This window comes from Gardnerella vaginalis ATCC 14018 = JCM 11026, assembly GCF_001042655.1.
Lineage (GTDB): Bacteria > Actinomycetota > Actinomycetes > Actinomycetales > Bifidobacteriaceae > Bifidobacterium > Bifidobacterium vaginale.
Window position 1 is genome coordinate 1 of record NZ_AP012332.1, and the last position, 20,710, is coordinate 20,710.

The window sequence follows — 20,710 nt, forward strand, 5'->3', positions numbered from 1 at the left end:
ATGTCTGAAGCCTTTGAGGATCCTAGTGCTCAAGCCGCCATAGTATGGTCTAATACTCTCGCCGTGTTGCGCCATAATGCACTTCTAAGCAATCGGGATAAAAGTTGGTTTGAGAGTGTAAAACCTGAAGCTATTTTTGGAACAACAATTGTTTTATGCGTTTCTAATATTGAGACTCAGCAAGCTCTGCAAAACGAACTTAGTTCTGCTCTGCTAACTTCTTTGAAAATTTGTACTGGAAAAGACATGTTTCCAGCATTTAAAATTATCCAAAATAGTGAGAAAGAGAATAACAATACTTTACAAAATGTAAGTAATACTTCAAAAACTTCTCAATCGCTAGATAATACTACAAATAATAATTCTGATTCGTCAGATTCTAATGATTCTTCTGATCCTAAAAAAGTTGAATCTTTTTTGGACGATTCTTATGATTCAATTCCTGTACAGAAAGATTTTGATTACGCAACTGGTTTGAAAACCATGCAAAATACAAATCTCAATGTGCAATCTATTAATCAAAAGCAGACAAATATACCTGCATCAGTTAATAGAGATCCAACAACTCATTTGAATACTTATGCCACTTTTGACACGTTTGTTCCTGGCGATTCCAATCGTTTTGCTCGCACAGTAGCATTGGCAGTTGCAGAAGGCTCAGGACGCGATTTTAATCCTTTGTGTATTTACGGTGGATCTGGTCTTGGCAAAACACATTTGCTTAACGCAATTGGAAATTATGCGCTTGTTAAAGATTCTTCCCTTAAAGTTCGATATATTACAAGCGAAGAGTTTACTAATGAATTTATTGAGGCTTTACAAAATACAAGTCAAAATCAAGGTCAGATTGCTAACTTTAATAGAAGATACCGCGAAGTTGACGTTCTACTAATCGATGATATTCAATTTTTAGGTGGTAAAGAAGCAACTCTTGAACAATTTTTCCATACTTTTAACGCTTTATATCAGGCTAATAAAAGAATCGTAATAGCTTCTGATGTTGCTCCTAAAAATCTTAGAGGATTTGAATCTAGACTTATTTCTAGATTTGAATCTGGTTTAACAGTAGATATTAAACCGCCTGATTTAGAAACTCGTATTGCTATTTTACGAATGATGGCTTCTATGAATGGGTCCAATGTTCCTAGTGATGTTTTGGATCTTATTGCGGAACGTTTTACTGAAAATATTCGCGAACTTGAAGGCGCTTTAACTCGTGTTACGGCGGTTGCTTCTCTTAGTAACCAACCAGTTAGTAAGGCTTTAGCTGAGCAAGCTTTACAGGACTTTTTTGCATCCGATATTGAAGTTAGACCAACAGATATTATCGGTCAGGTTGCTCAATATTTCCATATGACTTTTGATGAGATGGTTGGAAGATCAAGAACTAAAAATGTTGCTTTAGCTCGTCAAATTGCAATGTATTTAGCTAGAGAAATGACTAGCATGAGCTTGGTTGATATTGGAGAAGTTTTTGGTGGAAGAGATCATACCACTGTTATGCATGCTTATACCAGAATTAGTGGCGAAATGCAGGAAAAGCAAGAAATTTATAACTATGTTATGGAATTGACTGTTCGTTTGAAACAAAATCCTTCCAAAAAATAGAGTTTTGCACAAGTTTATTCATAATTTGTTTATTAAAGTAAATAAAGTTATCCACATAGTTAGTAACAAATGTGGGCAAAAGCTGCGAATAACTGGTGGAAAACGCCGTTTAAAAAGTGAATAAACTGTTTTTAACTACGGTAAAAATGTTAATAATCTAAAAATTAGAAAATTATGTGGATAACTTCAGCATTTATGCACATACTTCTCTTTGTGTTGTCAACATTTTTAAATTGTGGATAAAGGCTCTAAATCAGCAGTTCTTTAACTTTATCCACATGTTAACAACCTTTATTACTTTTACTATTTTATTTTTATCTAATATTCATATTTAATTACTTACTCAACTAACTTTCATAAAATATGATTTTTAATTGGCAGCATGATATAGAATAAAACACAGATTTAAACAGAAATGAGGAAAAATGAAAGTTGAAGTTAATTCCGCTTCTTTTGCTGATGCAGTAGCTTGGACAACTAGAGTCATAGATTCTAGACCAGCTAATCCTATTCTTGCAGGACTAAAACTAGAAGCAAAAGATGGAATTCTTCAACTTTCTGCTTTTAACTATCAGCTCTCTAGCAGACATCATGTTGAAGCTGGAATAGATGAGCAGGGTAGTGTACTCGTATTAGGCAAATTGATGGCAGATATAACTAAATCTTTACCATCAGAAAAAACCTATTTATCCTCTAATGAAACTACTCTTACTATTTCTTCTGGAAAATCAACTTTCACACTCCAACTAATGCCTGAAGGAGAATATCCTGATTTACCACAAATTCCTGAAAAACTTGGTCAGGTAGATGCTCCTACTTTTGTTCAGGCAGTAGTACAAGCTTCTGTGGCTGTTTCAAGAGAAGAAGATAGACCTGTTTTGACTGGAATTCATGCTCATTTTGAAGATGATTCTGTTACTTTCACTGCTACAGACAGATATCGTCTTGCAAGATCAACTTTTAAGTGGACACCAGAACATTTTGACATAAATACTTCTACTCTAATCAAAGGAAGCATTCTTAGAGATATTTCTCGATCAATAGATGAACATCAAAATGTTATTGTAAACCTAAATGATAAAGAACCATCTATTCTTGGTTTTGAAAATTCTGGTAGAGTAAGTACTTCTCAACTAATTGATGGAGAATTTCCTTCTGTAGATCGACTTTTTGTTGATGAATATCCTATTCATGCAATTATTAATCGAACAATGCTTATTAATGCTATTAAGCGAGTTGCACTTGTTGCAGAAAAAGATGCTCCTATTTACATGTCTTTCTCTGGGGATGAATTAACTTTAAGTGCTGGAAATGATTCAGAATCTCAAGCAAAAGAACTTATCGATATAGACATGGACGGTCAAGATATTATAGTTGCTTTTAATCCTAATTATTTAATTGAAGGTTTAAGCGCTATAAGCGAGCCATTTGTTCATGCAAAAATCACATCTGCAGTTAAGCCTGTTGAATTTAATGGTCAGCAGGAAGCTGATGGCGATGAGTCTATGAATTACAGATATCTTGTTGTTCCAATGCATCCTTAAAGATAAATAAATGTATGTTTCAAGACTTGTACTAGATCATTTTCGTTCTTGGAGTAGTTGTGTATTAGACTTTTCTCCAAAAATTAATGTTCTATTTGGCTCAAATGGTTTAGGTAAAACTAATATTGTTGAAGCTATAGAAGTTATATCTACTGGAACAAGTCATAGAATATCATCTTTGATGCCACTGATAGAGTGCAATAACAGTTGTGCTACCATACGACTTAATACTAAAAATTTTGATAATAATGATTTAGATGAAACTACATATGAGCTTACGATTAATTCAAAAGGAGCTAACAGAGCAAGAATTAATAGTGGAAAATCATTGTATATGAAGGACATAATTGGATTAGTTAAATCCATTTCTTTCACTCCAAGAGATCAAAATTTGATTTTTTCAGATCCTAATATTCGTAGGACTTTCATAGATCAAGCTGGAGCACTATTAATACCAAATTATTTACAAGTTTTACAAGAATATAATCATATTGCAAAACAACGTGCATATCTTCTTAAAAGTCTATCTAATAATAATTTAGCTAGTTCAACAAATGGATATAATCCTATATCTGATTTGGAAATATGGACGGGTAAATTCATTGAATCAGGAATAATTCTTACAAAAAATCGAAAAAAAATAATAAATTTGTTAAATGAAATTTTTCCTAAAATAGTAGATAAACTTTCCCGATCTTCTAATTTTGCTTCGATACAATATAATCCGTCTTTTGAAGAGTTAGAAGTTGAATCAAAAGAAGATTATTTTCCGCAAACGGCTATAAGCGAGCATTTTCAACGAATTTATGCTGGGGAAGTTGCTAGAGGATACAACCTAATAGGTCCTCATAGAGATGATTTTACAATATTAATAAATAATCATCCTGCAAAAGAATTTGCTTCTAATGGTGAAGCATGGACTCTAGCATTAGCTTTAAAAATGGCTTTATTTAAGACTTTAGAAGAAAAAAATAATCAAAAACCAATAGTTATTTTGGATGATGTTTTTTCACAATTAGATGAATCTAGAAGAAAACAAATTTTAGAGTTTGCAAAAGAACAAGAACAAGTTTTTATTACAGTTGCATCCTTAAGTGATATACCAAAAGATGATAATCTTTCAGAAGAATCATTTATTGATATATCTAAAATAGTAGAAAAAAATAATAATCAAGATGAAAATTTCTTTAATAATAATCTTGACTCTAATCATAAAGATCTACTAAAAGATATTATTAATAATCGAAAAAATAATATCGAGAATAATTCTAATAGTTAAGGGGAAAATAATGAAAATTCCCGTAAATAAATTATTAAAATTAGACACTAGAAAGCTTCCTGAGATTGTTTTTTCTCCTATAGAAAAAAGGGGAGAAAAGAAAACAATAAACGAGCAAAACGCTTATAAAGCTTGGGAAAGTTTTGGAAAACCTGGTAGGGATCCACAAAATCTTTATTCGTTGCTAGGTAATTTTGCTAATAAAAAACATTGGAATGAGCCGCTTGCTATAGCAAGAATGCGAGAAGATTGGTGGAAAATAGTTGGTAAAAGTGCATCTTTAAATTGTTATATAGATCAAATAAAAGACGGTATTTTAATAGTTAGAACAAAATCAAACGTTTGGTATACACAACTTAGCTACTGCAAACCTATGCTTGAGAAAAAAATATTTGAATATTCAAAAAATATTAATATTAAAGAAGTCAAAATAGTTGGTCCATCTTTGCAAAAAACAGGCAAAAAATCAATAAATAGTAGGTTTAATATTAAGAATCACTAATAACGGCTCTTAATAAAGAGCGGTCATTATGCATGTGTAGAATGTTATGTAATATAGTTAAATCGCTAGAAACCCCTTTTTTGTGCTTTCTAGCGTGTATCGACCTCGTAAATGCCTCTTGGCATGAGGTAATACGGGAAGGGATCTAAAGTGTTAAACACTGAAGATAATTCAATGGAAAATTCTGTTGAAGAACATAAACTCGATGACGCTCAGCTTGATGATTCACTTTCTCCTGAACATTATGATGCTAGCGATCTTCGCGTTCTCGAAGGATTAGAAGCAGTCCGAATCAGACCAGGTATGTACATTGGTTCAACTGGTCCAAGAGGCTTACACCACCTTGTATACGAGATTGTAGATAATTCGGTTGATGAGGCTTTGGCTGGTTATGCTTCTCACATTGAAGTGACAATATTGCCAGACAATGCAATAAAAGTTGTAGATGATGGTAGAGGCATTCCAGTTGACGAAGTACCAGGAGAAGGCGTTTCTGGTGTTGAAACGGTTATGACTAAGCTTCATGCTGGTGGAAAGTTTGGCGGCGGCGGATACGCCGTTTCTGGTGGTTTGCATGGCGTTGGTATATCCGTTGTTAACGCACTTTCTACACGCGTAGAAATTGAAGTTCGTCGTCAAGGGTTCCATTGGACTCAAACGTATGTAGATCAGCATCCAACAGCACCATTGGAAAAAGGAAAGCCAATGGAAGAAGGTGAATCTACTGGTACATCCGTAACATTCTGGCCAGATGGTGCTATTTTTGAAACAACTACATACGATTTTGAAACTTTGCGATCTAGATTCCAGCAGATGGCTTTCTTAAACAAAGGATTGAAGATCTCTTTAACTGATTTGCGCAAGCCTGATGAAGCAGGGGACGAAGTCACAGGAGAAAATGAATCAACTAGTGAAGAAAAGCATCAAAGCGTTAGCTACAAGTATGATCACGGAATTAAAGATTACGTTGACTACTTGGTTAAATCTCGAAAAGCTGTTCCTGTAGAGCCAGATGTTATTGATTTTGAGGCGGAAGATCTTGAAATTGGTATTTCTGCCGAAATTGCTATGCAATGGACTGTTGCATATTCGGAAGCAGTTCACACTTTTGCTAACACTATTTCAACTACTGAAGGTGGTACTCACGAAGAAGGATTCCGAGCTGCACTTACATCTCTTGTAAATCGTTATGCTCGAGAAAAGAATATCTTAAAAGAAAAAGATACTAATCTTTCTGGTGACGATGTTCGAGAAGGCTTAACAGCAGTTGTTTCAGTAAAGCTTACAACTCCACAGTTTGAAGGTCAGACTAAAACCAAGCTTGGCAATTCTGAAGCTAAAACCTTTGTTCAGCGAGTAATGACTGAAAAGCTTGGAGATTGGTTCGACGCTCATCCAAGTGAAGCAAAGAACATTATTCAAAAAGCAATTGAAGCATCGCGTGCGCGTATTGCAGCTAAGAAAGCTCGCGAAAATACGCGTAGAAAGTCAATCTTTGAAACTGCTGGAATGCCAGATAAATTGAAGGATTGCCAGTCTAATAATCCAGAAGAATGCGAGCTGTTTATAGTTGAGGGTGATTCCGCAGGTGGCTCCGCAATTCAAGGACGAGATCCTATTACTCAAGCGATTTTGCCTTTGCGCGGTAAGATTTTGAATACTGAGCGCGCTTCAATTGATCGAATGATGAAGTCGGAAACTATTGAATCCTTAATAACTGCTGTTGGAGGCGGTTATGGTGAAGACTTCGATTTAAGTAAGGTTCGATATCACAAAGTCATTATTATGGCTGATGCTGATGTTGACGGCGCTCATATTGCTACATTGAATTTAACACTGTTCTTCCGTTATATGCGTCCAATGATTACAGCAGGATACATTTACGTTGCTATGCCGCCTCTTTACCGTTTGAAGTGGAGCAAGGGAGCACATGACTTTGTTTATACCGATGCTGAGCGTGATCGAGTTCTTGCAGAAGGTAAAGCTGCAGGCAGACAACTTCCTAAAGGCGAAGGTATTCAGCGATACAAGGGCTTGGGTGAGATGAGCTATCAGGAGCTGTGGGAAACAACGATGGACCCTGAACACAGAATCTTAAAGCAAATTCATATTGAAGATGCTGCTCGAGCTGATGAGACATTCTCAATGCTTATGGGAGACGAAGTGGAACCTCGTAGGCTCTTTATTCAACGTAATGCTCATGATGCAAGATTTATTGATGCTTAAAAATAGTTAATAAATCAACGTAAAAATAAAGCAAAATAAACTTTAAAATATAAATAAGAAGGAATAGCAGTGGTAGACGAAATAAACGCCGCTAATGATGGTGAATATAGAGATCAGTTGCCTGATGGGTCTATGGAACCACAAAGTCCGCAAGAATCAGATAATACTGATTACGGCTTAATGAAAGGTGCTCGCGTAAAACACATGGATTTGCAGCAGGAAATGCGCGAATCATATCTTGCTTATGCACTTTCTGTTATTGTTGAGCGCGCTTTACCAGATGTTCGAGATGGCTTAAAACCAGTGCATCGTCGTGTTATTTACGCTATGTATGATGGCGGCTATAGGCCAGATAGAGGGTATAACAAGTGCTCTCGCGTTGTTGGCGACGTTATGGGTAAGTATCATCCTCATGGTGATTCTGCTATCTATGACACTTTGGTTCGTATGGCTCAATCTTGGTCAATGAGATACATGCTTGTTGATGGTCAAGGAAACTTTGGTTCCCCAGGTGATGATCCTGCAGCAGCAATGCGTTATACGGAATGCCGTATGGCGCCTCTTGCTATGGAAATGGTTCGAGATATTGACAAAGATACTGTTGATTTCTTGCCAAACTACGATGGTAAAACTCAAGAGCCAACAGTTTTGCCAGCTCGTTTCCCGAATCTTTTAGTTAATGGTTCTGCTGGTATTGCTGTTGGTATGGCAACAAATATTCCACCTCATAATATGCGTGAGGTTGCCGATGGTGTACATTGGGCTTTGGACCACCCAGATGCTAGTAATTCTGAGCTTCTTGAAGCTTTAATTCAGCGAATTAAAGGTCCTGATTTTCCTACTGGAGCAACAATCTTAGGTCACAAGGGAATTGAGCAAGCGTACCGCACTGGTCGCGGCTTAATTACAATGCGCGCTGTTGTTAATACCGAAGAAATTAAGGGACGTATGTGCTTGGTGGTCACCGAGCTTCCATACCAAGTTAATCCTGATCGCTTAGCTGCCTCTATTAGGGAAGCTGTGCGAGATGGAAAGATTCAAGGCATTGCAGATATGCGCGATGAAACGTCTGGTCGTACTGGTCAGCGTTTAGTGCTTGTTCTTAAAAGAGATGCTGTTCCAAAAGTTGTTTTGAACAACTTGTATAAGCATTCGCAATTGCAGCAAACTTTCGGCGCTAACATGCTTGCGCTTGTTGATGGTGTGCCGCGCACTTTGAGTTTGGATGCGTTTATTCGTCATTGGGTAAGTCATCAGCTTGAAGTAATTGATAGGCGTACACGCTACTTAAAGCGAGAGGCTGAAGAGCGAGATCATATTTTGCAAGGCTACTTAAAAGCTTTGGATATGATTGATGAAGTTGTTGCTTTAATTCGTTCATCTAAAGATGTTGATACTGCTCGCACTGGTTTGATGAATTTGCTTGATGTTGATGATGTTCAAGCAGATGCTATTCTTGCAATGCAGCTTCGTAGACTTGCAGCTTTGGAACGTCAGAAGATTCTCGACGAACATGAAGAATTAATGCGCAAGATTGAAGATTACAATGATATTCTTGCAAGCCCAGAACGTCAGCGCAAGATTGTTGGCGATGAGCTTGATGAAATTGTTGCTAAATATGGCGATGAGCGCAGAACTAGAATTCTTCCATTCTCTGGTGAAATGAATGTTGAAGATCTTATTGCCGAAGAAAATGTTGTTGTTACAGTAACTCGCGCAGGCTATATTAAGCGTACTAAGGCAGACGAGTATCGTGCTCAGCATCGCGGTGGTAAAGGAATTAAAGGCGCTAAATTGCGTGAAGATGATGTAGTTGATCACTTCTTCTTAACTTCTACACACAATTGGTTGTTGTTCTTTACTAATCGCGGACGAGTTTATCGCATTAAAGCTTATGAACTTCCAGAAGGATCAAGAGATTCTAAAGGACAGCATGTTGCTAATTTGCTTCAGTTTACTCCTGGAGAAACAATTCAAGCAGTGTTATCGATTCCAAATTATGATGTTGCTAAATATTTGGTTTTGGCAACTCGTTCTGGAAAAGTTAAGAAAACTGCTTTACAAGAATATGATTCTCCACGTCAAGGTGGTTTGATTGCTGTTCGACTAATGACTAATGAAGAAACAGGCGAACCTGCTGATGAGTTGATTGGTGCAGCTTTGTGCAATTCAGAAGATGACATTATTCTTGTTTCTAAGCTTGGAATGAGCTTGAAGTTTAGAGCAGATGATGAGCAACTTCGACCAATGGGTCGCCAAACTGCAGGCGTTCAAGGCATGCGATTTAGAGAAGACGATGAATTACTTGATATGGATGTTGTATCTGTAGAAACAAGTAAAGATCTTCTCGTTGTTACAAACGAAGGATTTGCTAAGCGAACTGCTATTGAAGAGTATCGTTTGCAAGGAAGAAACGGATACGGTGTTAAAGCTGTTCAACTTGCAGAAGGTCGCGGTTCTTTGGTTGGTGCCTTGATTGTTGAAGAAACAGATCAAGTAATGGCAATTATGAAGTCTGGTAAGGTAATTCGCTCTGATGTTAACGAGGTTAAGCGTACTGGTAGAACAACTCAAGGCGTGACTTTAGCTAAGCCAGATAAGGGTGACGAAATCATCTCTATAGCTCGTAATGAGGAAAGAGATGATGAAAGTGACAATAAGAATGAAGAAGTAGAAGAAAATACTAGCAGAAGGAACTTAGATGAGTGAGGATTTTGAAACATCCAATAGCAAAGTTAATGGCGAACCTAACACTAATTTTCCAAGAACAATTGGTGGAACAGCTAGTTTTGAATCTAATGGTTATACCAAGAGAAAAACTAGTCAGCCGCGTGCTAGAAGAATGAGTCTTTCCTTAGTTAGGGTAGATGCGTGGTCTGTTGCAAAAGTTACTTTTCTTCTTAGCGTAGCTGGAGGAATAATTCAAGTAATTGCAGCAGGATTAGTTTGGCTATTTCTAAACATGGTTGGTGTCTTTGATCAAGTAACTCAGATTGTTTCGTCAACAGGTTTGAATAGCAACGGTTTTAATCTTGCTGATGTATTCTCTCTTCCAACAATTTTAAGTGCTGTAACAATTCTTTCTGTTGTGGAAATAGTTATTTTAACACTACTTTCTGCAATTGGTGCTTTGCTATATAACGTTGTTGGTTCATTAGTTGGTGGAATCCATCTAACTCTTGGCGATGATTAAAATAAGTGATTTAAAATAAAATAATCAAAAATTCCCCCGTTAATCTTATTTAGACTAGCGGGGGAATTTTTAAATTAAAATCAAAGCATTTTTACTTAGAAACAGAATCTCTAATATCTTCCAATACTTTAATCATTTTTTCTTCACGTTCCTTGCGTTTTTCTTCATCTGTTTTTTCTTTTTCAATATTTAAGAAATTAACACCCATTTCTCTCAATTTATTAATAGGCAAAACTATGAAAAAGTAAACAGCTACAGCAATAATAAGGAAATTTAATACAGATACAATAACAGCACCAAACGAAATAGTTGCACCATTTATTGTTATTGTTAGAACACCATCTAAATCTGGTTTTCCACAAATTATTGCTATAAGAGGATTAATAATATTTTTAACTATTGAATTAACAACTGCTGTAACAGCACCGCCCATAACAACACCGACTGCCATGTCGATAACGCTGCCACGAGCAATAAATTTTTTAAAACCATTAAACATTGTTTATTTACCTTTATCTTTTTAATATTTTTCTATTAATAAAACTACTGTTTTTAAAGAAATCAAGATTATACATAACTAATATTGGATACATTATTGCAGAAGTTATAACGTCAGTAGGGAAGTGAGCTGCAACAACAAGCCTAGAAAGAGCCACTATTACAACAACAACAATGCTTATTATCAAGCCAAGTTTTAACAATGATTTATTAGATACATAAAGAATCATAAGAATCATAGCGCAAATCGCAACAGCTGCTGCAGTATGACCACTTGGAAAACTTGGATCTGGTGGAAGTTTAACCTTTACTCCAATAAAAGGCCTAGGTCTATGAACTATGAATTTAATTGCAAAAATATAAACCATAGGCAAAAGAGAAATAACAAGTTGTGTAAGAGTTATACGCCAATTTCTTTTAATAAAGTAAGAAATAATAGATAAAACAAGAAGTATGACTATGCAACATTTTGTAGAAAAAATTATTGCGAGAATCTTTGAAATAGACATTATGAAAGATGGGGAATAATTGTGGAAAAATGCAACTATGCCTGTTTCTAAAGATCTTTCCTCACTCATAACAAGCACCCCTTTACCAATGCAAGGGATTAAAATGGCAAGAAGTAAAACAATAGAAGACTTTTTATTATCTACTATTTTTTGCCAAAAGTCATAAAACTGATTTTTTTGATTCATAGTTAAAGATTACACTTAGAAATATATATGATAAATATGTATTATGAGTATGCGTGTTTATTTATTTAAATGGATGATTTGATGGATGATTTTGTAATATAAAAGAATATTGATTAAAACAAGTATTAACATACGAATGTAATAAGTTGAACACCGTACGAGGTGACGAGTAATATGAGGAAAAGATAGAAAGGGTTTACAATGAGCATGCTTGACCGACTTGAGAAGAGCGTTGAAGGTGCAATGAACGGGGTCTTCGCAAAATTCGGCTCTAAAGACTTGCAGCTTGTTGATCTTTCCAGTGCATTAGAGCGAGAGATTGATAATCAATCTATGCCAATTGATCGCGATCGTACAGTTGCTCCGAATGAATATCACTTTAAACTGAGTACGCCAGATTTTGATCAGCTTGGTAGTGAAGCGTTAGCTAACGAGCTTGCAGATAATCTTACACAATATGCAAAAAGTCAGCATTATGCATTTGTTGGACCTGTTGCAGTTATTTTTGAAGAAGACACAGATCTTGCTAAAGGTAATTTCAATTTGATTTCTGACTCTGTTCCAGGAAATGCTGTTCCTGTAACAACTCAAGAACAGTCAGAAAATCATCCAATGCTTGAAATTAATGGAAATAGATATTTGTTAACAAAAGATCGCACGATATTAGGCAGAGGATCTGGCTGCGATATTGTTATTGACGATCCTGGTATTTCTCGTCGACATCTTGGAATAGATATTACGCCTGATGGTGTTATTGCTAGAGATCTTGGTTCTACTAATGGAACTTATGTTGAAGGACATCAGACTCCAGCAGCAACACTTTTAGATGGAAATACTATAACTATCGGACGTACTCGTATTTTCTATTGGGCTTCATCACAGGATCAGGAGTAATAGACGAATACATAAAGAGATACGAGTACGCGCATGATATTAACCGAGTTAACTTTTGCTATACTTAAGTACAGTTTCTTAGTACTTTTGTGGGTATTCGTGTGGTTTGCTGTTCGTTCTCTTCGTAGAGATATTGAGATTTTTAGTCCTAAAAAGTCTCGTTCTTTTAAGACTAAGTATCGTCGTAAGCCAAATAATTCAAGTAGTGAAAATAATCAAAATAATATAGTTTCTAGGAATGAAGAATCTAATAAACTTTCAGAAAATCCTACTTTACTTGTTATTATTGATGGTCCTTTGGCTGGATCATCCTTCCCTCTTGAACCATCTGGTGTAACTCTTGGAAGATCAGCAAACAATACTGTAGTTTTAAATGACGAATTTGTATCGTCTCATCATGCTCGTGTTTATTTTAATCAATCTGTAAAATCTTGGGTACTCGAAGATTTGGGCAGTACTAATGGAACTATGATTGGTCATAATAGAGTTAATGAACCAGTCGTTTTGCAACCACGCACTTCTGTGCGAATTGGCGCAACAATGTTTGAATTGAGGTGATTATATGACACAATTAGATTCAGACATTGATAGTAGAAATTCCGATACTGTATATAATTCTTTAAATAATAAAAACACTAATCGAGATAAAGAAAATAATTTTAATAAAGCTTCATTTATTGATAAAGCGTTGTTTATGTATTCCACGGCTGTTAGTGATGTTGGTACAGTTCGTAGTAATAATCAAGACTCAGCGTTCGCAGGAGAGCGTTTAGCATCTATTTGTGACGGTATGGGTGGCCATGCTGGTGGAGATACGGCGTCCACTATTGCAATAAGATCTTTAGCTCATATTGAGCAGGATTCAAGACCAAATGATGTAAAAGCTGTTTCTTCTATGATGGAAACGTCAATTATGGCAGCTCACGACGCGATTGTTGGAAAAGCTAAGCGTGAAAGACGACTTGCTGGCATGGGAACGACAGTAACAGCTGTTTCTTTAGTAAACGGATACTGGGTTCTTGCACATTTAGGTGATTCTAGAGCCTACTTGTTGCGAGATAATCATCTTATAAGAATGACTTGTGACCATAGTTATGTTCAACATTTAATTGATACTGGTCATATTACTCCAGAAGAAGCAAGAAATCATCCGCAACGCAATGTTGTTATGCGAGTATTAGGTGATTTTGATATTGATCCACGCCCAGATATGGCAATTCGATTAGCTCATCCTTCAGATCGCTGGTTGCTTTGTTCAGATGGAGTATGTGGAGTATTAGAAGATTCCACTATTCAAGAAGTTATGAGCAGTGTATCTAATCAAGAAGAATGTGCTCAAAAACTTGTTTCAATGGCTCTTAAAGCTGGAAGTACCGATAATGCCACAGCTGTTATTGCAGATGCGACTTTGGCACTAGACGCAGATGCTTTTGATTTACCTCACCAAACACCATTGATTGGCGGTGCTGCAAGTAAGGATTTGGAATCGATAGCAGATATTGTTAATAAAGCAGTATCTTCCACACCAGTGTTGCGAGAAGGTAAAAATTCACCTGCTCAAAGAGCCGCTGCTCTTATACAAGATGGTGAAAAGTCGAGTGAAAAAGATGTTGAAAAAGTTGAAACAACTCGTTTAGTTCAGCCTTCTCACTTAAGAAATGAAGAAGAACTTAGGTCTACAGATACAAATGAGATTCCTATTGTAAAAAAGAAGAATGGAAGAATCTCAACTGATCCTAGAGATCCAGATGTTGCTAGAGCTGTAAAAAGAGAACAAGCTGAAGCGCACAAAGCAAATAAGATTAGAAAAAGATGGATGAGAATAGGAGTTGCTTTCGCAATACTTGTAATATGCTCTATTGTTGCTTCTGGAGCATATCTTGTATATTCGTGGACTCAAAAGCAGTATTACATTGGTAAAGGTAACGATAGAGTAGTTATTTACCAAGGTGTTCCTACAAATATTTTTGGTTTAGAACTTTCTCATCAGATCGAAGAAACAGATATTAGAGTAAAAAAACTAGATAAATCTTGGCAAGATCAACTCGATGAAGGAATAAGTTTTAGCAGTCTTAAAGAAGCTAGAGGACACGCAAAATTAATAAGACGTGAAATGCGTGCTAGAGAAATTGAAAAACACAGTAATAAACAAAAAAGCGCTAAATCTAGTTTAGACGATAAAGATGGCAATAATAGTGGAGTTGTAAATTCAGACTCTGATTCAGGGGGTAAAACCTCATGAATATGTTGAGTATTAGAATTAAACAAATTTCTCTACTTCTGTTTTCCATAATTATATCTTCATTAGCATTTTTGCAGATGTTTTTGAGGATTAATGGATATATTCCAGCAGATTATATTGGAATGCTTACTTTTACAACAGCCTTATACTTGGTTCTATGGGGAGTTTTAATAGTAAAAAAACCTTATTGTAGTCAAGTTATATTGCCATGTATGCTTCTGCTTACAACTATCGGCACAGTAATGATTGCTAGGATAGATAAACAGCACAATACAGATATTGCTATGAAACAGCTTATATGGGTTTGTGTTGCTCTTGTTTTGTCAATAATTTTTGTGCTCGTTCTTGAAGATTACAGAATACTTAGACGTTTCTCGTATGTAAGCATGATAATAGGTTTTATATTGTTACTATCTCCAATGCTTCCTATAGTTGGTAAGGAAATTGGCGGAGCAAGAATATGGATTGGTTTTGGTAACCACACTCTTCAACCTGGAGAATTTGCAAAGTTATTCTTAGCATTCTTCTTTGCAGCATATTTGTTTGACCATAGAGACAGGCTTGCTGTTGGCGGAAAAAAGATTTTAGGCGTGCATCTTCCGCGATTTAAAGACATGGGTCCTATTGCACTTGTTTGGGCTGCATCAATGTGCGTTCTTGTTGTACAACATGATTTAGGAACATCTTTAATGTTCTTTGCAATGTTTGTTTCTATGTTGTATGTTGCTACAGGCAGAAAAGGTTGGCTTGCAATTGGATTTATAGCATTCATGATTGGATGCTTTGTAGCTGTTAAATTATTTGCTCACGTGCAGTATAGAGTAGATGCTTGGCTTAATCCGTATGACCCAGTTATTTACAATAGATTCCCAGGTGGTTCTGCTCAGATTGTTACAGGATTATTTGGATTGGCAGCTGGTGGTGTTACAGGAACAGGATTAGGGCAAGGTCACCCATCTTTGACACCTCTTGCTAATTCTGATTTTATTTACGCTTCAGTGGGTGAAGAATTAGGATTGACTGGGTTGTTCATAGTATTAATGCTTTACTTGATTATTATTGCTTCTGGTATGATAACGGCAATGAAAATCAAGGATGGTTTTGGAAAACTCCTTGCATCTGGTTTAGTTTTTACAATGGCTTTCCAAGTTTTTACTGTTGTTGGAGGTATTACTCTTGTAATTCCTTTAACTGGTTTAACAATGCCATATATGGCTGCTGGAGGATCATCATTAGTGGCAAATTATTTGCTTGCTGCTATTTTGATTGTTATCTCTAATGCTGCAAATAAGCCTGAAACTGCTGTTATGTCTGATACTTTCCAATACGAAGCTTTAGCTGCATTAAGAGAACGAGAACTTAGGGAGAGAGAAAATAAAGCCTCTGATCTTAAAGAAGATGGAGGTGAAAGTTATGAATAAATGTTTAAAAGAGCTTTTTACTGCAGTAATAATATTATTCGTAATACTTTGTGTTTCTAGTACTTACATAACTTCTATAAAATCAAACGAGTTAAATTCAGACCCTAGAAATAGACGAGCACTATACCATGAATTTGGGTCTCCTAGAGGAGCAATACTTGCGTCTGATGGAACAGTATTAGCAAAATCTGATCCATCTAAAGATGCTTTTGTTTATCAGCGCTCATATTTCAATGGTGAAGTTTATGCTCCGATTACAGGATATTATTCAATAAGTCAAAGAGCTGATAGAGGAATAGAAGCGTCAAGGAATGAGCTTTTAAGTGGACAGTCAGATGCTTTATTCCTTCAAAAGTTTAAGTCATTGTTTACTGGAGCAGAAAATAGGGGTGCTTCAATAGAAACATCTATTAACACTAAGCTTCAGACTCTTGCATATAATCTACTAAAAAATAAAGAAGGCGCTTTAGTTGCTATAGAGCCAAAAACTGGACGAATACTAGCAATGGTTAGCACTCCAAGTTACAATCCTTCTCTTCTTGCTTCTCACAATGTTGCTTCTGTAAATAGGTCTTACAAGGATCTTATATCTAATATTTATAATCCGATGCTTAATCGTTCCATTTCTGAACTGTATGCACCGGGATCTACTTTAAAAACACTTATTGCTGCTGCAGCGTTAGAATCTGGAAAATATGATTTAAATACTCAGATTCCAGCTGGATCAAGCTACACTCTTCCTGGAACTCGAACACATTTAACAAATGTTGTTGTTCCCGCAAATGGAGTTAACGGACAAATATCATTTGAAGATGCCTTAGCTTATTCTTCAAATACTGCTTTTGCGCAGTTAGGAATATCGTTAGGGTCTGACGCAATAATAAAGCAAGCTAAGAAATTTGGATTCTTTAGCTCATTTACTTTAGATGGATCAGATTCAACTGGTTTCCCTATGAGAGTAGTAACATCATTACTTTCTACTAAACCATCTCAAGATAAATTAGCTCTAGAATCTATAGGTCAAGGAGATGCAAAGATTACTACGCTTCAAAATGCTATGATTGCGTCGGCTATAGCTAATAATGGAACTCTTATGAAACCAACTTTGGTTGATTGCGTAAGATCTAGTGATTTGTCTGTTATATCGCAAACAAGTCCTACTGTTATGAGCCAATCTATTAGTGCACAGACAGCTGCAAAACTTAATAGTATGATGCAAAGTGTAGTAGTTAAAGAAAATTCAAATCTTTCTCTACCAAATATCCATGTTGCAGCAAAAACTGGAACAGCGCAGATTGGTGTAAAAAATCAGTCTGCAAATGGGTGGGTAATTGGATTTGCCCCAGCAGAAGACCCTAAAATAGCTATAGCAGTAGTAGTTCATAATGCGAACACATATGGAACTTATACTGCAGGACCTATTATGAAGCAGGTGATGAAGGAGGCTCTTAAGCAATGAAACTTGTTGAAGGACAGTTAGTTCATCATCGATATAGGTTAGATAGACGTCTTGCACAAGGCGGTATGGGCGAAGTATGGAAAGGTTTTGACATACAGCTTGGCAGAATTGTAGCAATTAAAGCTCTTAGAACAGACACTAACAATGTTGAAGCTAAATTGCGTAGACTTCGCGCAGAAGCACATAATTCAGCCAATTTAGCGCATCCTAATATTGCGGCATTATTTGATTATTATGAGCATGATGGTATTGGCTTCCTGATTATGGAGTATGTGCCTAGTAAATCTTTAGCAGATTTGTATCATAAAGAAAAAACTGTGGAACCAACTCGTTTGCTTCCTATTCTTATTCAAACAGCTAGAGGTCTTTTTGTAGCTCATTCTCATGGTGTTATACACAGAGACGTTAAACCAGCAAACATTATGGTTTCTGATACTGGAAGTGTAAAAATAACAGATTTTGGTGTTTCTTATTCTAGTGATCAAGAACAAATAACTCAGGATGGAATGGTAGTAGGAACGGCTCAATATATTTCTCCAGAACAAGCTCAAGGAGAACAAGCTACTGCTCAATCTGACATATATTCTCTCGGAGTTGTTGCTTACGAAGGACTTTGTGGACACAGACCATTTACTGGAGCTACGCCTGTAGATATTGCAGCAGCTCATGTTAACGATCCTGTTCCACCTCTTCCAGATAGTGTTGATATCCAATTAAGACAGTTTGTAATGTCAATGCTTTCTAAAAATCCAAAAGACAGACCTAAAGATGCTCTAGTAGTGTCAAAAGTTCTTTCGAAAATAGAAAGAAGACTTTTAGATCAACAAACAGCATTTAATAATAAAAACTCAGTACCTTCTTCCGCTGTTCAGCGTCCTGCTCGTAGCGTGAGAAGTGTTCCAAAAACTCAAGTGAATATTATTAACATTTTAAACAATAACAACCGCAAGGAGCAGCAATGAGTAACACAATGCCTACCTCATTAGCGAATGGACGGTATCAATTAGGTGAATTAATTGGTCGTGGCGGAATGGCCGAGGTGAGAATCGCAGAAGATAAACGTCTTGGTCGTACTGTTGCGGTTAAAATTATGCGTTCTGATCTGGCAAATGATGAGATTTTCTTATCTAGATTCCGCAGAGAGGCACATTCAATTGCTCAGATGAACAATCCTAACATAGTTAATATTTATGATTCTGGAGAAGAATCTGTAGAAGATGACAATGGTGTAGAAGAGCATCTGCCATATCTTGTTATGGAATATGTTAAGGGTAAAACTTTACGCGATATTCTTAAAATGAATGGTGCTTTGAGTCAAAGAGATTCTGAACAAGTTATGCTCGGAGTTCTTAATGCTCTTGAGTATTCGCACAGAATGGGTGTAATTCATAGGGATATTAAGCCTGGAAATATTATGATTTCCGAGCAGGGCATTGTTAAAGTTATGGATTTTGGAATCGCTAGGGCATTGGACGATTCTGCAACAACAATGACACAATCACAGGGTGTGGTTGGAACTGCTCAATACTTGTCTCCTGAACAGGCTCGTGGAGAACAAGTAGATATGAGATCTGACTTATATTCTGCTGGCTGTGTTTTATATGAGATGCTAACTGGTAGACCTCCTTTTACAGGTGATTCAGCTGTTGCAATTGCGTATCAGCATGTGTCTGAGGTTGCAACGCCATTAAGTACGCTTGTTCCTGGTCTTCCTGTTATGTGGGATAAGATTTGTGCCAAAGCAATGGCGAAGGACCGTCAGAATAGGTATGCAACTGCCGCAGAATTTAAAAATGACATATTGGCTTTTATGAATGGTGGTGTTCCTGTTGCTGCAGCATTTAATCCTCTGACGGATTTGGCTAATATGCGTGCTAGAAAGCAGGCTGAGCAGAATGCTGCAACACAAGCAATGAACAATGCTGATACCGCATCAACTCAAAGCTTTGGTGCTATTACAGGTCAATTTGAGCCTTATACTCAAAATACTGGTTATAACACTAGAGCAGCGCAGCTTGCAGCTAATAGAGCAAAAAGAAGCAAGAGAATTGTTATTACTTCCGTTATATCTGCTGTAGTTTGCGCAATTATTGTTGCTGGAATTTTATTTGTTTTGAATCGCAGTAAACTTGCTGGAGAAGTTGTAGTTCCTACATTTACAGAAACAACAACGCAGGATGCCGCTCGCGAAAAGTTGCGAGCTCTTGGTCTTATCCCAGATATTTTGGAAGATGATAAATCTTCTCAACCAGAAGGAACTTTTACAAAACAGCTTCCTAAAGGTGGAGCTAAAGTTTCTTCAGGATCTAGAGTAAGCGTATGGTTCTCTGTAGGTCCACAGTCTACTAAGATTCCAGATGTTACTGGTAAATCGCAAGATGTAGCACGTAAAGCTCTTGAACGTGCTGGATTTAAGATATCTAATGTTCGTGTAGAAGATAGCACGGAAGTTAAGAAGAATCATGTTACTCGTACAGATCCTTCTGCAGATTCGTTTGCAGACAAGGGGTCTATGGTTACCTTATACATTTCTTCTGGTCTTACAAAGATCCCTGATGGTTTAGTTGGACAATCTAAGGATGTTGTAACAAGCGAATTGCAAAATCTTGGTTTTACTGTAAATGTTGTTGAGGAAGAATCTGATACTGCATCTGAAGGAACTGTGACCAAGATGAACCCATCTTCTGGTGCTGCAGTAAAGCCTCATAGCTCTGTAACAGTATATGTTTCTAAAGGAAAGCCTAAAGTTGAAGTTCCTCGTTTGGCTGTTGGCACTGTAACTTTCAAGCAGGCTAAACAAGTATTGGAAGCAAAAGGCTTTAAGGTTGTTGCATCTGATGCATCAGCTAAAGATGATGACATAGTTACTGGAATGTCTGAAAAAGAAGGAGCAAAGATTGACAAAGGTTCAACAATCACTTTGACTGTGAAATCTGCTACTCCTCCATCGGACCTTACAAAGCCAGGTACGGGATTAGATTTGAATAAACCTTCTACTGAAGCCCCATCTACATCTACTACAACAACAGATACAGGTTTGTAAAAAGCAAAGCATAAAGCCAGTAAGTTTAATAAGCTTACTGGCTTTTTATATTAATTAAATGCATATGTTAATTAAGTGCATGCTTAATGTCCACGTGTTTTAGTTA

16 protein-coding genes are annotated in these 20,710 nt (G+C 36.5%); 14 read left to right on the forward strand and 2 right to left on the reverse strand.

Going from position 1 to position 20,710, the window contains the following annotated elements; translation table 11 throughout:
* The 7 genes from dnaA (at nucleotide 1) to GAVG_RS00035 (ending at nucleotide 10,352) form a co-directional block, all read left to right on the forward strand.
* Nucleotides 1–1,608, forward strand: coding sequence for a chromosomal replication initiator protein DnaA (dnaA, locus tag GAVG_RS00005; RefSeq protein WP_004114028.1), 1,608 nt, complete (start codon nucleotides 1–3; stop codon nucleotides 1,606–1,608).
* A gap of 425 nt (nucleotides 1,609–2,033) precedes the next feature.
* Nucleotides 2,034–3,152 (forward strand): DNA polymerase III subunit beta, encoded by a 1,119-nt coding sequence (dnaN, locus tag GAVG_RS00010; RefSeq protein ID WP_009994520.1) that lies wholly within the window; start codon nucleotides 2,034–2,036, stop codon nucleotides 3,150–3,152.
* A 10-nt stretch (nucleotides 3,153–3,162) separates the two neighbouring features.
* Nucleotides 3,163–4,431 carry a DNA replication/repair protein RecF gene (gene recF, locus GAVG_RS00015; RefSeq protein ID WP_009994522.1) on the forward strand — a complete coding sequence of 423 codons (1,269 nt, stop codon included), beginning with the start codon at nucleotides 3,163–3,165 and terminating at the stop codon, nucleotides 4,429–4,431.
* Between the two features lie 10 nt (nucleotides 4,432–4,441).
* Complete coding sequence (locus GAVG_RS00020) at nucleotides 4,442–4,933, forward strand: DciA family protein (protein ID WP_004114025.1); 492 nt, start codon at nucleotides 4,442–4,444, stop codon at nucleotides 4,931–4,933.
* A gap of 150 nt (nucleotides 4,934–5,083) precedes the next feature.
* On the forward strand, nucleotides 5,084–7,159 hold the full coding sequence (gyrB, locus tag GAVG_RS00025; RefSeq protein WP_009994524.1) for a DNA topoisomerase (ATP-hydrolyzing) subunit B: 2,076 nt from the start codon (nucleotides 5,084–5,086) through the stop codon (nucleotides 7,157–7,159).
* A 69-nt stretch (nucleotides 7,160–7,228) separates the two neighbouring features.
* Entirely contained in the window at nucleotides 7,229–9,868 is a 2,640-nt protein-coding gene (gene gyrA, locus GAVG_RS00030) for a DNA gyrase subunit A (RefSeq protein WP_013399363.1), read from the forward strand.
* Nucleotides 9,861–10,352, forward strand: coding sequence for a DUF3566 domain-containing protein (locus GAVG_RS00035; protein ID WP_009994531.1), 492 nt, complete (start codon nucleotides 9,861–9,863; stop codon nucleotides 10,350–10,352). Before gyrA ends, GAVG_RS00035 begins: the two co-directional genes overlap by 8 nt.
* Before the next feature lie 91 nt (nucleotides 10,353–10,443).
* On the opposite strand, the gene mscL is transcribed toward GAVG_RS00035, so the two are convergent.
* Together mscL and GAVG_RS00045 are read right to left on the reverse strand one after the other, a co-directional pair.
* Nucleotides 10,444–10,851, reverse strand: coding sequence for a large conductance mechanosensitive channel protein MscL (gene mscL / locus GAVG_RS00040; protein ID WP_009994532.1), 408 nt, complete (start codon nucleotides 10,849–10,851; stop codon nucleotides 10,444–10,446).
* 13 nt (nucleotides 10,852–10,864) lie between these two features.
* Nucleotides 10,865–11,545 carry a phosphatase PAP2 family protein gene (locus tag GAVG_RS00045; RefSeq protein ID WP_004114017.1) on the reverse strand — a complete coding sequence of 227 codons (681 nt, stop codon included), beginning with the start codon at nucleotides 11,543–11,545 and terminating at the stop codon, nucleotides 10,865–10,867.
* A 201-nt stretch (nucleotides 11,546–11,746) separates the two neighbouring features.
* Between GAVG_RS00045 and GAVG_RS00050 the strand changes: the two genes are divergently transcribed.
* Genes GAVG_RS00050 through pknB form a run of 7 tightly spaced genes read left to right on the forward strand, consistent with a single transcriptional unit; the run spans nucleotide 11,747 to nucleotide 20,604 of the window.
* Complete coding sequence (locus tag GAVG_RS00050; protein WP_048653108.1) at nucleotides 11,747–12,439, forward strand: FhaA domain-containing protein; 693 nt, start codon at nucleotides 11,747–11,749, stop codon at nucleotides 12,437–12,439.
* A 33-nt stretch (nucleotides 12,440–12,472) separates the two neighbouring features.
* A complete protein-coding gene (locus GAVG_RS00055; protein ID WP_009994535.1) occupies nucleotides 12,473–12,997 on the forward strand; it encodes an FHA domain-containing protein FhaB/FipA in 525 nt (174 codons plus the stop codon).
* Between the two features lie 4 nt (nucleotides 12,998–13,001).
* Nucleotides 13,002–14,681 carry a PP2C family protein-serine/threonine phosphatase gene (locus GAVG_RS00060; protein WP_004114012.1) on the forward strand — a complete coding sequence of 560 codons (1,680 nt, stop codon included), beginning with the start codon at nucleotides 13,002–13,004 and terminating at the stop codon, nucleotides 14,679–14,681.
* Entirely contained in the window at nucleotides 14,678–16,102 is a 1,425-nt protein-coding gene (locus GAVG_RS00065; RefSeq protein ID WP_004573602.1) for an FtsW/RodA/SpoVE family cell cycle protein, read from the forward strand. Before GAVG_RS00060 ends, GAVG_RS00065 begins: the two co-directional genes overlap by 4 nt.
* Nucleotides 16,095–17,561 carry a peptidoglycan D,D-transpeptidase FtsI family protein gene (locus GAVG_RS00070; RefSeq protein WP_009994536.1) on the forward strand — a complete coding sequence of 489 codons (1,467 nt, stop codon included), beginning with the start codon at nucleotides 16,095–16,097 and terminating at the stop codon, nucleotides 17,559–17,561. The genes GAVG_RS00065 and GAVG_RS00070 overlap by 8 nt, the downstream gene beginning before the upstream one ends.
* The gene (locus GAVG_RS00075; protein ID WP_004137650.1) at nucleotides 17,558–18,523 is read left to right on the forward strand and encodes a serine/threonine-protein kinase; all 966 of its coding nucleotides are present in this window, start codon (nucleotides 17,558–17,560) and stop codon (nucleotides 18,521–18,523) included. Before GAVG_RS00070 ends, GAVG_RS00075 begins: the two co-directional genes overlap by 4 nt.
* Entirely contained in the window at nucleotides 18,520–20,604 is a 2,085-nt protein-coding gene (gene pknB, locus GAVG_RS00080; RefSeq protein ID WP_004116465.1) for a Stk1 family PASTA domain-containing Ser/Thr kinase, read from the forward strand. Before GAVG_RS00075 ends, pknB begins: the two co-directional genes overlap by 4 nt.
* The last annotated feature ends 106 nt before the right edge of the window (nucleotides 20,605–20,710 follow it).

Bases quoted from the DNA above. Each gene is read 5' to 3' on its own strand.
- dnaA (WP_004114028.1), top strand. From the start codon at position 1: ATGTCTGAAGCCTTTGAGGATCCTAGTGCTCAAGCCGCCATAGTATGG.
- dnaN (WP_009994520.1), top strand. From the start codon at position 2,034: ATGAAAGTTGAAGTTAATTCCGCTTCTTTTGCTGATGCAGTAGCTTGG.
- recF (WP_009994522.1), top strand. From the start codon at position 3,163: ATGTATGTTTCAAGACTTGTACTAGATCATTTTCGTTCTTGGAGTAGT.
- GAVG_RS00020 (WP_004114025.1), top strand. From the start codon at position 4,442: ATGAAAATTCCCGTAAATAAATTATTAAAATTAGACACTAGAAAGCTT.
- GAVG_RS00035 (WP_009994531.1), top strand. From the start codon at position 9,861: ATGAGTGAGGATTTTGAAACATCCAATAGCAAAGTTAATGGCGAACCT.
- mscL (WP_009994532.1), bottom strand. From the start codon at position 10,851: ATGTTTAATGGTTTTAAAAAATTTATTGCTCGTGGCAGCGTTATCGAC.
- GAVG_RS00045 (WP_004114017.1), bottom strand. From the start codon at position 11,545: ATGAATCAAAAAAATCAGTTTTATGACTTTTGGCAAAAAATAGTAGAT.
- GAVG_RS00050 (WP_048653108.1), top strand. From the start codon at position 11,747: ATGAGCATGCTTGACCGACTTGAGAAGAGCGTTGAAGGTGCAATGAAC.
- GAVG_RS00055 (WP_009994535.1), top strand. From the start codon at position 12,473: ATGATATTAACCGAGTTAACTTTTGCTATACTTAAGTACAGTTTCTTA.
- GAVG_RS00060 (WP_004114012.1), top strand. From the start codon at position 13,002: ATGACACAATTAGATTCAGACATTGATAGTAGAAATTCCGATACTGTA.
- GAVG_RS00065 (WP_004573602.1), top strand. From the start codon at position 14,678: ATGAATATGTTGAGTATTAGAATTAAACAAATTTCTCTACTTCTGTTT.
- GAVG_RS00070 (WP_009994536.1), top strand. From the start codon at position 16,095: ATGAATAAATGTTTAAAAGAGCTTTTTACTGCAGTAATAATATTATTC.
- GAVG_RS00075 (WP_004137650.1), top strand. From the start codon at position 17,558: ATGAAACTTGTTGAAGGACAGTTAGTTCATCATCGATATAGGTTAGAT.
- pknB (WP_004116465.1), top strand. From the start codon at position 18,520: ATGAGTAACACAATGCCTACCTCATTAGCGAATGGACGGTATCAATTA.